A 13,185-nucleotide genomic window follows, 5' to 3' on the forward strand; every position below is an offset into this window, starting at 1 on the left:
GCAAGGAACGAACCAATGTCGAGACATCATGGGCATGGACCGAAGGGACCGTCTCAGCGCCAGTTGCGCGTCGGAGAACTGGTCCGCAAGGAACTGTCCGATATTCTGACCCGCGGCGAACTCTCGGACCCGGAACTGGAAGGCGTCATCGTCACCGTTCCGGAAGTGCGCATGACGCCGGACCTGCGGCTTGCAACCTGCCTGGTCATGCCGCTCGGCGGCAGTGAGGGCCAGAAGATTGAAAAGGCGCTTAACCACTCCGCAAAATACCTGCGCGGTCTGGTGTCGCGCCGGCTGACCATGAAGTACATGCCCGAACTGCGCTTCGTGCTCGACACCCGGTTCGACGACGACGACCGGATCGAGACCCTGCTGCATTCGCCGACTGTGGCGCGCGACCTGGATCACGACGGCGACTGAACGCCTACACTTAATTCAACGGAACGGATATGGCGCGGCAAAAGGCACGCAAGAACCGGAACGCCATCAACGGCTGGCTTGTTCTCGACAAGCCCTATGGCATCACCTCCAACGATGCGCTCGGCAAGATCAAGCGCATCCTGCATCCGCAGAAGGTCGGCCATGCCGGCACGCTGGACCCTCGCGCCACCGGCTGCCTGCCACTGGCGTTTGGCGAAGCGACCAAGACGGTGTCCTTCGTCATGGACGGCCGCAAGATCTACCGCTTCGAAGTCACCTGGGGCGCGGAAACCAACACCGACGATACGGAAGGCGAGGTCGTGGCGACCTCCGATGTACGCCCCGATGCGGATGCCATCCACGCGGTTCTTGCCGACTTCACCGGCACCATCATGCAGGTGCCGCCGGCTTTTTCCGCCATTAAGGTCGATGGCGAGCGGGCCTACGATCTTGCCCGCGAAGGCGAGACGGTCGAGCTCGAAGCCCGTCCGATCGATGTCCACCGCCTGGACCTGGTGGACTGCCCCGACGCAAACAGGGCCGTCTTCGAGGCCGAATGCGGCAAGGGGACCTACGTGCGTGCGCTTGCCCGCGACATGGGCCGGCGTCTCGGCAGCCGCGGCCATGTCACCGATCTGCGCCGGTTGCTGGTCGGCCCCTTCGGCGAAGAGGACATGGTGACCCTCGACGAGCTGGCCGAGGCGGCCGAAGAGCTGGAAGAGGGCCAGGGCATCGAGGCGCTGGTGGAGGAGTTCATCCTGCCCGTCCGCGAGGCGATGGACAATCTGGAAGAGGTTCCCGTCTCCCTGGAAGACGCGGCCAAGATCCGCAAGGGCATGGCGGTCTTGTTGCGCGGCCGGTCCGCGCCGCTCGCCTGCGAGGCGGCTTTCGCCAGCCATGCCGGCGTGCCGGTCGCGCTCGGAGCCATCGACAAGGGCCGCTTCCAGCCGAGCCGGGTGTTCAATCTTTGAAAACCACGGCCGCGAGGCTCCATAAAAAGAACTGGTAATGGCGGGCTTTTTCCGCCATATATCGCCGCCATTGGGCCCTTGGGCTCAATCCGTCCGTACCAACCTTTGCTGACCGACATCTCGGCTCTGGTGACGGTGCGGATCGGGCCGGGTTTCCGGCACTCCCGAAACGCCGGGTTTCCCGGCCGCATCTTTGAAAGGAAAGAGCGATGTCGATTACTGCTGAGCGTAAAGCTGAGTTGATGAAAGAATATGCCACCAAGGAAGGCGATACCGGTTCTCCGGAAGTCCAGGTCGCAATTCTTACCGAACGGATCAATAATCTGACGGAACACTTCAAGACCCACGGCAAGGACAACCATTCCCGCCGCGGTCTCCTGAAGATGGTGGCCTCGCGCCGCTCGCTGCTTGACTACGTCAAGGGCAAGAGCGAAGAGCGCTACCAGTCCCTGATCCAGCGTCTTGGCGTTCGCCGCTAAGAACCAAGGTTCAAACGAACGCGGCGGGTGGATTTGCCCGCCGCGTTTGACTATAGGAAGTCTCGTGACGGTCATGGGGCAGGATTGCCGGCCGCTTTCGAAGTCGAGAGCAGCTTGTCGTCTTGCCCGTGGCTTGTCCGATCGGTAACCGGCCCGTACGGGGCCGACCGATGATATGTCCTTGCGCAACTGAAGGAATGTCTGCGCAGACGGACAAAGCTGTAAGGAAAGATGATGTTTGATATTCATCGTGTAGAAGTCGAGTGGGGCGGTCGTCCTCTCGTCCTCGAAACGGGCAAGGTTGCCCGTCAGGCCGATGGCGCCGTGATGGCGTCCTATGGCGAAACCAAGGTTCTGGCGACGGTCGTTTCCGCCAAGCAGCCGAAGCCGGGTCAGGATTTCTTCCCGCTGACCGTGAACTACCAGGAAAAGGCCTTCGCCGCCGGCAAGATCCCGGGTGGCTACTTCAAGCGTGAAGGCCGTCCGTCCGAGCACGAGACCCTGACCTCGCGCCTGATCGACCGTCCGATCCGTCCGCTGTTCGCCGACGGCTACAAGAACGAGACCCAGGTCGTCATCACCGTGCTTTCCCACGACATGGAAAACGCTCCGGACATCCTGGCGATGGTTGCGTCGTCCGCAGCGCTGACGCTTTCCGGCGTGCCCTTCATGGGCCCGATCGGCGGCGCGCGCGTCGGCCTCATCAACGGCGAGTATGTTTTGAACCCGCTCGTCGACGACATGCCGGAATCCTCTCTGGATCTGGTCGTCGCCGGGACGGCCGACGCGGTCCTGATGGTCGAGTCCGAAGCCAAGGAACTCGATGAAGACACCATGCTCGGCGCAGTGATGTTCGGCCACCGCGGCTTCCAGCCGGTAATCGATGCCGTCATCAAGCTGGCCGAAGCCGCTGCCAAGGAGCCGCGCGAATTCTCCATGCCCGATCATTCCGCTCTCTACGAGCAGATCAAGGGCATGGCGGCAGACGAACTGAAGGCGGCTTACGCCATCACGGCGAAGACCGAACGCAAGAACGCGGTTGACGCGGTCAAGGCCAAGGTTGTCGAAGCGCTGATCACCAATGGCGGCGACGACGCTCCCGAAGCAACGGTTCTCGGCGGCGAGTTCAAGAAGCTGGAAGCCGAAATCGTCCGCGGCGCCATCCTCGACACCGGCTCGCGTATCGATGGCCGTGACCTTTCGACGGTCCGTGCGATTTCCTCCGAAGTCGGCATTCTGTCCCGGGCCCACGGGTCCGCACTCTTCACCCGCGGTGAAACCCAGGCCCTGGCGGTTGCCACCCTTGGCACCGGTGAAGACGAGCAGTACGTCGACGCGCTGGAAGGCACCTACAAGTCCCATTTCATGCTGCATTACAACTTCCCGCCTTACTCGGTCGGTGAAGCAGGCCGCATGGGCTCTCCCGGACGCCGCGAAATCGGCCACGGCAAGCTGGCCTGGCGTGCCATCAACCCGATGCTGCCGGCCCATCACGATTTCCCGTACACCCTGCGTGTTGTCTCGGAAGTGACGGAATCCAACGGGTCGTCCTCCATGGCAACGGTCTGCGGCACCTCGCTGGCCCTCATGGATGCAGGCGTGCCGCTGAAGGCGCCGGTTGCCGGTATCGCCATGGGCCTGATCAAGGAAGGCGACCGTTTTGCGGTTCTGTCCGACATTCTCGGTGACGAGGATCATCTCGGCGACATGGACTTCAAGGTGGCCGGTTCCGCCAACGGCATCACGTCGCTGCAGATGGACATCAAGATCCAGGGCATCACCGAGGAGATCATGAAGGTCGCTCTCGGCCAGGCGAAGGATGGCCGCGTGCATATCCTCGGCGAAATGGCAAATGCCATCACCGAAGCCCGCGCCGAACTGGGCGAACATGCGCCGCGCATCGAAGTGATGAAGATCCCGGTCGACAAGATCCGCGAAGTCATCGGTTCGGGCGGCAAGGTCATCCGCGAAATCGTGGAAAAGACCGGCGCCAAGGTGAACATCGAGGACGACGGCACGGTCAAGATCGCATCCGCCGACGGCAAGGCGATCAAGGCGGCCGTCAACTGGATCAACTCCATTGCCGCCGAGCCGGAAGTGGGCATGATCTACGAAGGCACGGTCGTGAAATGCGTCGACTTCGGCGCGTTCGTGAACTTCTTCGGCGCCAAGGACGGTCTGGTCCACATCTCCCAGCTCGCTCCGCGCAAGGTTGCCAAGGTCACCGACGTGGTCAAGGAAGGCGACAAGGTCTGGGTCAAGCTGATGGGCTTCGACGAGCGCGGCAAGGTGCGCCTGTCCATGAAGGTCGTCGACCAGGAGACCGGCAAGGAAATCGAGAAGGAAGAAGACTAAGCGTCTTCCCGGAATTCTCGGGCAAATTCAGGCGGGGTGGGAACCGGTGGTTCCCGCCCCGTTTTTCGTTTATGCACCAGCCGTGTTGCGTCCCCTTGCGAAGCTGCTATACCCCAAGCCGAACAGGCATGAGAGGTGAAGCATGAGTGAAATGCGCCTTGTCGTCGTAGGGGCCGCCGGCCGGATGGGACGGGCCCTGGTCCGCGCCGTTTGCGAGGCCGAAGGAGCACGGGTGACCGCCGCGATCGAGCGTCCGGGATCCGAGTTCCTGGGCCAGGATGCGGGCGAGCTCGCAGGCGTCGGCACACTGGAGGTTCCGGTGACCGACGATCCGCTGACGGCTTTTGCGGCCAGCGACGGGGTTCTGGATTTCACCGCCCCGGCCGCGTCCCTGTCCTTTGCCGAACTTGCCGCCCAGGCGCGGATCGTCCATGTGATCGGCACCACCGGCTGGGCCGACGGGGAAGATGCGCCGCTTCACGCGGCTTCCCGCCACGCGCGCATCGTCAAGTCCGGCAACATGAGCCTCGGCGTCAATCTGCTCGCGGCCCTTGTGAAAAAGGCGGCGCGGGCCCTCGATGCGGATTTCGACATAGAAGTCCTGGAAATGCACCACAAGCACAAGGTCGACGCGCCTTCCGGAACGGCCCTGCTGCTGGGCGAAGCCGCAGCCGGCGGACGCGGTATCGATCTTGCCGATCATTCCGTCCGCTCCCGTGACGGTATCACCGGCGCGCGCAGGGCAGGAGACATCGGCTTTGCGACCCTGCGCGGCGGCTCGGTCATCGGCGAGCATTCGGTGATTTTCGCCGGCGAGGGCGAGCGGATCGAACTCACCCACCGCGCCGAGGACAGACAGCTTTTCGCCCGCGGCGCGGTCAAGGCCGCCCTTTGGGGCTTCGACAAAAAACCGGGTTTTTATTCAATGGCCGACGTGCTCGGTCTTAACGACTGATCCCCTACTTCCCGACAGACAGGAGACCTGACCATGGATCGCCTCTTGGTGCTCGTTCGCCACGGTCAAAGCGAATGGAATTTGAAGAACCTTTTCACCGGCTGGAAAGATCCCGGTCTTACCGAAAAGGGCATCGAGGAAGCCAAGAAGGCCGGTGAGCAACTGCGCGACCTGAAGCTGACGTTCGACATCGCCTTCACCTCCGACCTGAGCCGCGCGCAGAAGACGCTGGACCTGATCCTCGCGGAACTGGGACAGACCGGTCTGGAGACGATCAAGGACCAGGCGCTGAACGAACGCGATTACGGCGATCTGACCGGCATGAACAAGGACGAGGCGCGCAAGGAATTCGGCGAGGACCAGGTCCACATCTGGCGCCGGTCCTTCGATGTTCCGCCACCGGGCGGCGAGAGCCTGAAAATGACCGCCGAGCGGGTTCTGCCCTACTATCGCACAGAAATCCTGCCGCGCGTCCTTCAAGGCAAGCGCACCATCGTCGCCGCGCACGGCAACTCTCTGCGCGCTCTGATCATGGAACTGGAAAAACTTACCCCGGAACAGATCCTGAAACGGGAACTCGGCACCGGCACGCCAATCATCTACCGCCTCAATGAGGACGGGGAAGTTATCAGCGTGGAAGATCTGGCCGCCTGAGGGGGCTTGGCTGATGGAATGTGGTGAGGCGGCCCAATGGGCCGCCTCATTTGTTTTGGCCGCCTGCGGCCTGATCAGACTTCGAAACCGGCCTGGCCGGCGATCTGCTTCAGGGCCGTTTCCGGGCGGGCGCCCACGTGGCCGATCACGTTCGCCGCACACAGGCAGCCGAGTTCCGCGGCCGACTTGAGATCGTAGTCGCGCGCCAGGCCGAACAGGAAACCGGAGGCGAACAGGTCGCCGGCGCCGGTCAGATCCACCACCTCGTCAACCTTCTGCGCGGTGACCTTGATGGTTTCCTCCCGGGTGATCGCCATAGCGCCGTTTTCGCCCAGGGTGAGCGCCGTCATCGCGCCGCTCTCGCGGGCCGCCGCAATGGCCGTGTCGAGATCGGCGGTCTCGTAGAGCGCCTTGATTTCGTGCTCGTTGGCGAACATCACGTCAACGACGCCGTCGCGCAGAAGCCCCGTGAATTCGGCGCGGTAGCGATCGACACAGAAGGAATCGGACAAGGTGATCCCGACCTTGCGATCGTTGGCGTGGGCGATCTTCGCCGCTTCCAGAAACGCTTTCTTGGCTTCTTCCGGGTCCCAGAGATAGCCTTCCATGTAGGTGATGGCGGAAGCCGCGACCACGTCCGGATCCACGTCTGCGGGGCCGAATTCGGTACAGGCGCCCAGGTAGGTGTTCATGGTGCGCTCGCCGTCCGGCGTGATCAGGATCATCGACCGGGCCGTCGGCGTGCTGCCGTTAAGTCGCGGGGTCTCGAAGTGGACGCCGGTCCCCTTCATGTCGTGCGCATAGCTGTCGCCGAGTTCGTCGGCGGCAACCTTCCCGAAAAAGGCAGGTGTTCCGCCGAGGGACGCGATGCCGGCCGCCGTGTTTCCGGCGCTGCCACCGGACACCCGCACCGTCTGGCCCATCTTGTCATAGAGCCGCACCGCTTCGTCCGTGTCGATCAGGCGCATGGAGCCCTTGATGAGGTCTTCCCGGACAAGGAAGTCGTCTTCCACGTGGGCAAAAACATCACAAATGGCGTTGCCGATGCACAGGGCATCAAAACGGATATCGGTCATGAGCAGCTTTCTGTTATTGGATTGATGACGGCCCCGGATCGGTTCAGATCTGGGGACTGGGCCTGAGGGCCCGGTTCGCTTCCGGTTCCCGGATTTTTTCCCGGAACGGACTCGCGCAGTAAACGCCGAGCATCTTGAACTCGGCGCAGAAGAATTTCAGTTCCTCAAGCGCCAGCGTGACGGACTTGTCGTCCGGATGGCCTTCGATGTCTGCATAAAACATGGAAGCGAAGAACTGGCCTTCGAGCTGGTAGGATTCCAGCTTGGTCATGTTCACGCCGTTCGTCGCAAAGCCGCCGAGCGCCTTGTAGAGCGCCGCCGGCACGTTGCGGACACGGAAGATGAAGGTCGAAATGATGGGCTGGCCGGTATTGGCCGCGACCAGTTTCTCTCTGGACAGGATCAGAAACCGCGTCGTGTTGTAGTCGGCGTCTTCCACGTTATGGCGCAGGATGTCGAGGCCATAGATGTCCGCCGCCATTTCGGGGGCAAGGGCTGCCGCGCTCAGGTCGTTGCGTTCCGCAATCTGGCGCGCGGAACCGGCCGTATCGGCGCCGATCACCGGCGCGAGGCCCAGCTCGCGGATCACCTTCCGGCATTGTCCCAGGGCCATGACGTGGCTCTGAACGGTCTTCAGATCGTCGATCTTGGCGCCTTTCGGCGCCATGAGCTGAAACCGGATCGGCAGGAAGTATTCGCCGATGATATTCAGGCTGGAGCGCGGCAGAAGATGATGGATATCGGCAACCCGTCCGGCCACAGAATTTTCCACCGGGATCATGCCGAGATCGGCCTCGCCGTTCTCGATGGCGGCAAAGCAGTCTTCGAAGGTCGCGCAGGGAATGGCTTCGTAATCGGGGTAGACATTGCGGCAGGCCGTGTGGGAATTGGCTCCCACTTCGCCCTGGAACACGATTTTCTTGCGATCAGACATTTGCTTCTTTCTTTCAGACCCCGGCCGCGACGGCCTCTCTTGCCCGTTCCAGATCCTCTGGTGTGTTAACGTCCATGGGCGCGCTGTCAATGATCGATACATCGATACGCATGCCGGCTTCCAGTGCGCGCAGCTGTTCCAGCTTTTCCCGGAGCTCCAGCGGAGAGGGCGGCAGGGACACGAAACGTTCCAGCGCGGCCCGGCGATAGGCATAGACGCCGATGTGCTGGTAAACGGGGCCGGGACCGCTTGGCGCGGTCGCGCGGGTGAAATAGAGCGCGCGATTGGTGCCGGTGTGGGTGAGCGTCGTCACCGCCTTCACGAAGCTCGGGTCGTTGCGGAAACGGTCTTCCCGGATTTCGGTCATGATGGTGCCGATATCGACGGCCTCGTCCGCAAGAGGGCTGAAAGCGGCGCGCAGCGCGGCCGGCTCGATCAGCGGGACGTCTCCCTGCAGATTGAGAATGACGTCATGCTCGCTGGTGGGATCGACCAGGTTGGCGGCCTCATGGATCCGGTCGGATCCGGATTCGTGGTCGGCCCTCGTCATGACCGCCTCGCCGCCGTGCGCCTTTACGGCCGCGGCGATCTCGGGATCGTCGCAGGCGACAACGACCGGCCCGATGGCGGCATTCTGTGCCTGCTCCAGAACCCGAACGATCATGGGTTTGCCGCAAATGTCCGCCAGCGGCTTGCGCGGCAGACGGGTTGCCCCCAGCCGTGCAGGAATAATAACAAGTGCAGAATTCAAGGACGCTTCTCCGCTTCAGCCCGCATTTTTACGATCTTTATGCCGGTGAAAGACGCGTAGAGCATAGCCGGCGCCATGGTCAAGCCGCTTTCGCGGGCAGGGCCGGGTCCCGACGGGCGCCGAAATGCAATCTTTCGAATTGCCCGGATCAGGAGGACGCCGACGCCGAATAATGTGGCGCGATGATCCTCTCGCACCCACGTTGTCTTCCTGTCCACGCCCGCGTGTCGGCCGGCGCAAGGCATCGGACAGGCATGAAATACACGCCGGAACATGGCCTCAGCCGACTTTTCCCATGTACTTCATCCGAAAGTTTTGGCCGAGACCTCTGATACCTATGGACAGCGAGGTCAAAAAATTTGTAGGTTCCGCACAAATTTAAAGCTGAAATGGGTTCGTAATTGATGTTACGGATCAGGACGCGTCTTAGCTTGGAGCCGGAGAGAATGGATTCCTTCACGCTTAACAAGATCGCTGGTGCGGTTTTGATGGTTCTTCTTCTGACAATGGGTGTCGGAATTGTATCTGATGTCATTTTCGAGCCGACGATTCCGGGTAAGCCCGGATATGAAATCGTTGTCTCCGGCGAAGCGGATTCAACTCCTTCGGCAGAAGCCGTGCCGGAAGTGGCGCCGATCAGCGAACGGCTTGCCGCAGCGTCGGCCGAAGCCGGCGAAAAGGTCTTCAAGAAATGCGCGGCTTGCCACACGGTGGAAGAAGGCGGCGCCAACAAGGTCGGCCCGGCGCTTTGGGACGTGGTTGGCCGCAAGCCCGCCGCGCACGAGGGCTTCAGTTATTCCGCGGCTATGACAGCCTTCGGCGAAGAGCATGATGCGTGGACCTTTGAGGCGCTGGATCATTTCCTGGCCAAGCCGAAAGATTATATCAGCGGCACCGCGATGGGCTTTGCCGGCCTGCGCAAACCGGAAGACCGGGCGGACCTGATCGCCTATATGCGCGAACAGGCGTCGAATCCGGTTCCGCTTCCTGCGGAATAATCATTCCGCAATACAAGGCTTTACGCCGAGTTCAGATTGGAAAGCCGCGCTTTGAATGCGCGGCTTTCTTTGTTTTGTCTGAAATAATTTTTAACGTTTCTAGGCAATTCTATCGTTACGTAAAGTGAGGATCCGTCGAGCGAAAGGCTGATGCGTCTATGGGAGTGAAAACCGCCCGGATGTTTACCATGCCCCATCCGAAGGGGTTTTGGGTGGCGGTGACCGTAGCGGTTTTCAGCCTCATCGGCGGTTTTTTGATAACCTCCCATGTTGCCGGTCTGGTCGAGGACATCATCGCCGCGCAGCATCAGCAAAAGGCGCTGGCCAAGCTGTCCGAAGCGCGCACACGCCTTGAAGGACAGGTCGGTGCGGCGATATCTTTGGGCAAGGGGCTCAGGGGCTATGTCATCCAGGACGAACTGACCCAGGATGAGTTTTCCAAATTCGGTTCCGAGCTGATCGACGATGTTCCCTTTATCCGATCATTGGGTCTTGCACCGGACAATGTCGTCAAATTCATCTATCCCTTTGAAGGCAACGAGGCCGCTGTCGGGCTGGATTACCGCCTGGTCCCGGGACAATGGCTGTCGGTCAAAAAGGCGATGGAAAGCCGGTCCAGCATCCTGTCCGGTCCGGTCGAGATGGTTCAGGGGGAGCGCCACCTGGTGGTCCGCGTCCCCGTACTCCCACCGGCTTATCCGAAACAGCCGATCGCGGAACGCCCCTACTGGGGCCTTGCCACCCTGGTTCTCGATGAGAACGCCCTGTTCAAGGCCGCCGGCTTAAACGAACGTGCCGATGGCTATCGCTTCGCGATCATATCGTCCAGGCAGTCCGCATCCGGACCGACCCTGATTTTCGGCGACAGCGAACTGGTCCACAGCGATGCTGTCAGTCTTCCGCTGGTTCTCCCGGGCGACAACAAATGGGAAATCCTGAGCTATCCCGTCGGCGGCTGGTTAACCGACAGCAAGGAAGTATGGATGACCCGCATTCTGGGCATCGCCGTTACCCTGATCATATCGACCATGGCGTTCCTGCTGATTCAGGAAGTCGCCAAGGTTCGCGCCATGGCTCTGCGTGATCCTTTGACCGCGTTGGCGAACCGCCGTCTTCTGGAAGACCGCATGGAGCAGCTTGCCGCCATCTCCGATCGCAACGGGTCCGGCTTCGAGATCTTCTATCTGGACCTGGATGCTTTCAAACCGATCAACGACAGCTACGGTCACGCGGTCGGAGACAAGGTGTTGAGGGAAGTCGGTCACCGCCTGCAGATCGAGACACGTCAGACCGATACGGTCGCGCGGGTGGGCGGCGACGAATTCATCGTCCTGGCGTCCGGCGCGATGAAAGAGGACGAGCGTCAAGGTTTCCTGAACCGGTTGATGGATCAGATAAGCCAGGATTTCATCCTTCCCGGAGCCACGATCGGCCTGTCGGCAAGCATCGGCTTTGCAAGCTATCCGAAGGATGCCCGCACCATCGAGGACCTGCTCCGGATCGCCGACGCGCGCATGTATAATCAGAAAACAAGGCACCCTGTTGCGAAGCAGAAAGCCGTTCTGGCGACCCAGACCGGTTAAATTTCTGTCATGTTGGCCAAGAACGGGTGACGGCGCCCCTGTTGCTCCCTAGTATCCGGTTGTGCACCCGGCACCGCATGTGGCGCGTTTCGGGAAATGATCAGTCTTGCGGAGGAATGAATGTCGGGTAGGCAACAGTGGTTCTGGACCGTACGGGCGGGGATGTTTGCCTGCTGCACTGTTCTGGCTATGGGCCTGGCGGCCACACTGGCTCAGGCGGCGGAGCCCGAATGGCATCACGCGACCGCCTTGACCGGCACGCCGAAATACGGCCCGGATGTCAAACACTTCGACTACGTCAATCCGGATGCCCCCAAGGGCGGGCGGGTGCGGCTGTCGGACATGGGCGGCTTCGATACCTTCAACATCATTCTGCCGAAGGGAAGCCCGGCACCGGGCGCCGGTCTGATCTATGACAGTCTGATGGAGTCGTCTTTCGATGAGGCCGATATCAGCGCTCAATACGGCGTGATTGCCGATGCGCTGCGCTATCCGGACGACTTCTCCTGGGTCGAATACCGGATCAACCCGAAGGCGCGCTGGCATGACGGTGTGCCGATCACGGCCGAAGACGTCGTCTGGTCTTTTGAGAAAGCCGTAGAACTTAATCCGCGGCAGAAATTCTACTATCATAACGTCGTCAACGCGAAAGCCTTACCGGGCAACATTGTCCGGTTCGAGTTTGACAGCGCGAACAACCGCGAGCTGCCGCACATCGTCGGCCAGTTGACCGTGATGCCCAAGCACTGGTGGGAAGGCACCAATGCCAAGGGCGAAAAACGCGATATTGGCAGCGGTTTGCAGGAACCGCCTCTCGGATCGGGTCCATACCGGATCAAGGATTTCGAGTTCAACCGCCAGGTCACCTACGAACGGGTGGACGACTATTGGGGCAAGGACCTGCCCATTCGGATCGGCACCAACAATTTCGACGAAATCCGTTTTGATTCCTATCGGGACAGCGTCGTGGCGCTGGAAGCGTTCAAGGGCGACCAATATGACTGGCGCTCGGAAAACATCGCGAAAAACTGGGCAACCGCCTATGATTTTCCGGCCGTGAGGGAAGGAAAGGTGATCCTGGAGACCTTTCCGTCCAAGGCCTCGGGACGCATGCAGGCTTTCGTTCCCAACTTGCGCCGGGAAAAATTCCAGGACGAACGCGTCAGACGAGCACTCAATCTGGCGTTCGACTTCGAATCCATCAACCGCACGGCCTTCTACGATCAGTACAAGCGGATATCGTCGTTCTTTGCCGGAACCGAGCTGGCACAATCCGGCCTGCCCGAGGGCAGGGAGCTGGAAATTCTGGAGAGCGTTCGGGATTTGATTCCGCCGGAGGTCTTTACCGAGCCGTACGAAAACCCGGTCAATGGCGATCCGAAAAAGCTTCGCGCCAACCTGCGCGAGGCCCTCAAGCTGTTGTCCGAGGCCGGTTACAAGCTCGACGGGCGAAAGCTGATCAATGCGAAGACCGGTGAGCCGTTCACAATCGAATTCATTGCGCAGGACCCAAGCGCCGGAAAGTACGTTTTGCCTTATGCGAAAGATCTCAAGCTTATCGGCATCGACATGACCCTGCGGGTTTTGGATACGCCTCAGTATATCAATAGGATACGCAGCCGGGATTTCGATATGATCGGTTGGGTCTGGGGCCAAAGCCTGTCGCCCGGAAACGAACAGCGGGACAATTGGGGCTCGGAGTCCGCGGACCTGCCGCGTTCCCAGAACTACGCAGGCATCAAGGATCCCGGCGTCGATGCGTTGATCGATAAGGTGATATATGCCAGCGACCGGGACGAACTGGTCGCCGCGACCCACGCGCTCGACCGTGTCCTGATGTTCCACAACTACGTGATCCCGCAATGGTACGTAGACATCGACAGGACAGCCCGATGGGACCGGTTCGGCCATCCGGATAATATTCCCGAATATACGACCGGTTTTCCGACCATCTGGTGGTACGACGAAGCCAAAGCCGCCAAGACCGGGATGCCGAAGTGACGGAATTT

Annotated in this window: 12 protein-coding genes; 9 read left to right on the forward strand and 3 right to left on the reverse strand. The window is 60.8% G+C overall.

The genetic code is table 11. The features are described from left to right. Positions 1-15: 15 nt before the first annotated feature. From rbfA to ACN0SO_RS15295, 6 genes are all read left to right on the forward strand, one after another. Complete coding sequence (gene rbfA / locus ACN0SO_RS15270) at positions 16-420, forward strand: 30S ribosome-binding factor RbfA (RefSeq protein ID WP_417679192.1); 405 nt, start codon at positions 16-18, stop codon at positions 418-420. A 29-nt stretch (positions 421-449) separates the two neighbouring features. After that, a complete protein-coding gene (truB, locus tag ACN0SO_RS15275) occupies positions 450-1,391 on the forward strand; it encodes a tRNA pseudouridine(55) synthase TruB (RefSeq protein WP_417679194.1) in 942 nt (313 codons plus the stop codon). 209 nt (positions 1,392-1,600) lie between these two features. After that, positions 1,601-1,870 (forward strand): 30S ribosomal protein S15, encoded by a 270-nt coding sequence (gene rpsO / locus ACN0SO_RS15280; protein ID WP_417679196.1) that lies wholly within the window; start codon positions 1,601-1,603, stop codon positions 1,868-1,870. Positions 1,871-2,104: 234 nt separating this feature from the next. Beyond that, positions 2,105-4,225 (forward strand): polyribonucleotide nucleotidyltransferase, encoded by a 2,121-nt coding sequence (pnp, locus tag ACN0SO_RS15285; RefSeq protein WP_417679198.1) that lies wholly within the window; start codon positions 2,105-2,107, stop codon positions 4,223-4,225. 142 nt (positions 4,226-4,367) lie between these two features. Next, on the forward strand, positions 4,368-5,180 hold the full coding sequence (gene dapB, locus ACN0SO_RS15290) for a 4-hydroxy-tetrahydrodipicolinate reductase (protein WP_417679200.1): 813 nt from the start codon (positions 4,368-4,370) through the stop codon (positions 5,178-5,180). A 33-nt stretch (positions 5,181-5,213) separates the two neighbouring features. After that, positions 5,214-5,834: a 2,3-bisphosphoglycerate-dependent phosphoglycerate mutase gene (locus tag ACN0SO_RS15295; RefSeq protein WP_417679202.1), complete on the forward strand. Its 621-nt coding sequence runs from the start codon at positions 5,214-5,216 to the stop codon at positions 5,832-5,834. A 74-nt stretch (positions 5,835-5,908) separates the two neighbouring features. On the opposite strand, the gene ACN0SO_RS15300 is transcribed toward ACN0SO_RS15295, so the two are convergent. From ACN0SO_RS15300 to ACN0SO_RS15310, 3 genes are read right to left on the reverse strand one after another with little or no spacing between them, the layout of a single operon-like run. Then, positions 5,909-6,910, reverse strand: coding sequence for an adenosine kinase (locus ACN0SO_RS15300; protein ID WP_417679204.1), 1,002 nt, complete (start codon positions 6,908-6,910; stop codon positions 5,909-5,911). 43 nt (positions 6,911-6,953) lie between these two features. Next, entirely contained in the window at positions 6,954-7,844 is an 891-nt protein-coding gene (locus ACN0SO_RS15305; RefSeq protein WP_417679206.1) for a prephenate dehydratase, read from the reverse strand. 13 nt (positions 7,845-7,857) lie between these two features. Then, on the reverse strand, positions 7,858-8,595 hold the full coding sequence (locus ACN0SO_RS15310; RefSeq protein WP_417679208.1) for a 3-deoxy-manno-octulosonate cytidylyltransferase: 738 nt from the start codon (positions 8,593-8,595) through the stop codon (positions 7,858-7,860). 446 nt (positions 8,596-9,041) lie between these two features. Here ACN0SO_RS15310 and ACN0SO_RS15315 point away from each other — a divergent pair, with 446 nt between their 5' ends. The 3 genes from ACN0SO_RS15315 (at position 9,042) to ACN0SO_RS15325 (ending at position 13,177) form a co-directional block, all read left to right on the forward strand. After that, positions 9,042-9,593 carry a c-type cytochrome gene (locus ACN0SO_RS15315; protein WP_417679210.1) on the forward strand — a complete coding sequence of 184 codons (552 nt, stop codon included), beginning with the start codon at positions 9,042-9,044 and terminating at the stop codon, positions 9,591-9,593. A gap of 188 nt (positions 9,594-9,781) precedes the next feature. After that, entirely contained in the window at positions 9,782-11,176 is a 1,395-nt protein-coding gene (locus tag ACN0SO_RS15320; RefSeq protein WP_417679212.1) for a diguanylate cyclase, read from the forward strand. 120 nt (positions 11,177-11,296) lie between these two features. Beyond that, complete coding sequence (locus ACN0SO_RS15325) at positions 11,297-13,177, forward strand: extracellular solute-binding protein (protein WP_417679214.1); 1,881 nt, start codon at positions 11,297-11,299, stop codon at positions 13,175-13,177. The last annotated feature ends 8 nt before the right edge of the window (positions 13,178-13,185 follow it).

The organism is Roseibium sp. (assembly GCF_048260565.1).
GTDB lineage: Bacteria > Pseudomonadota > Alphaproteobacteria > Rhizobiales > Stappiaceae > Roseibium.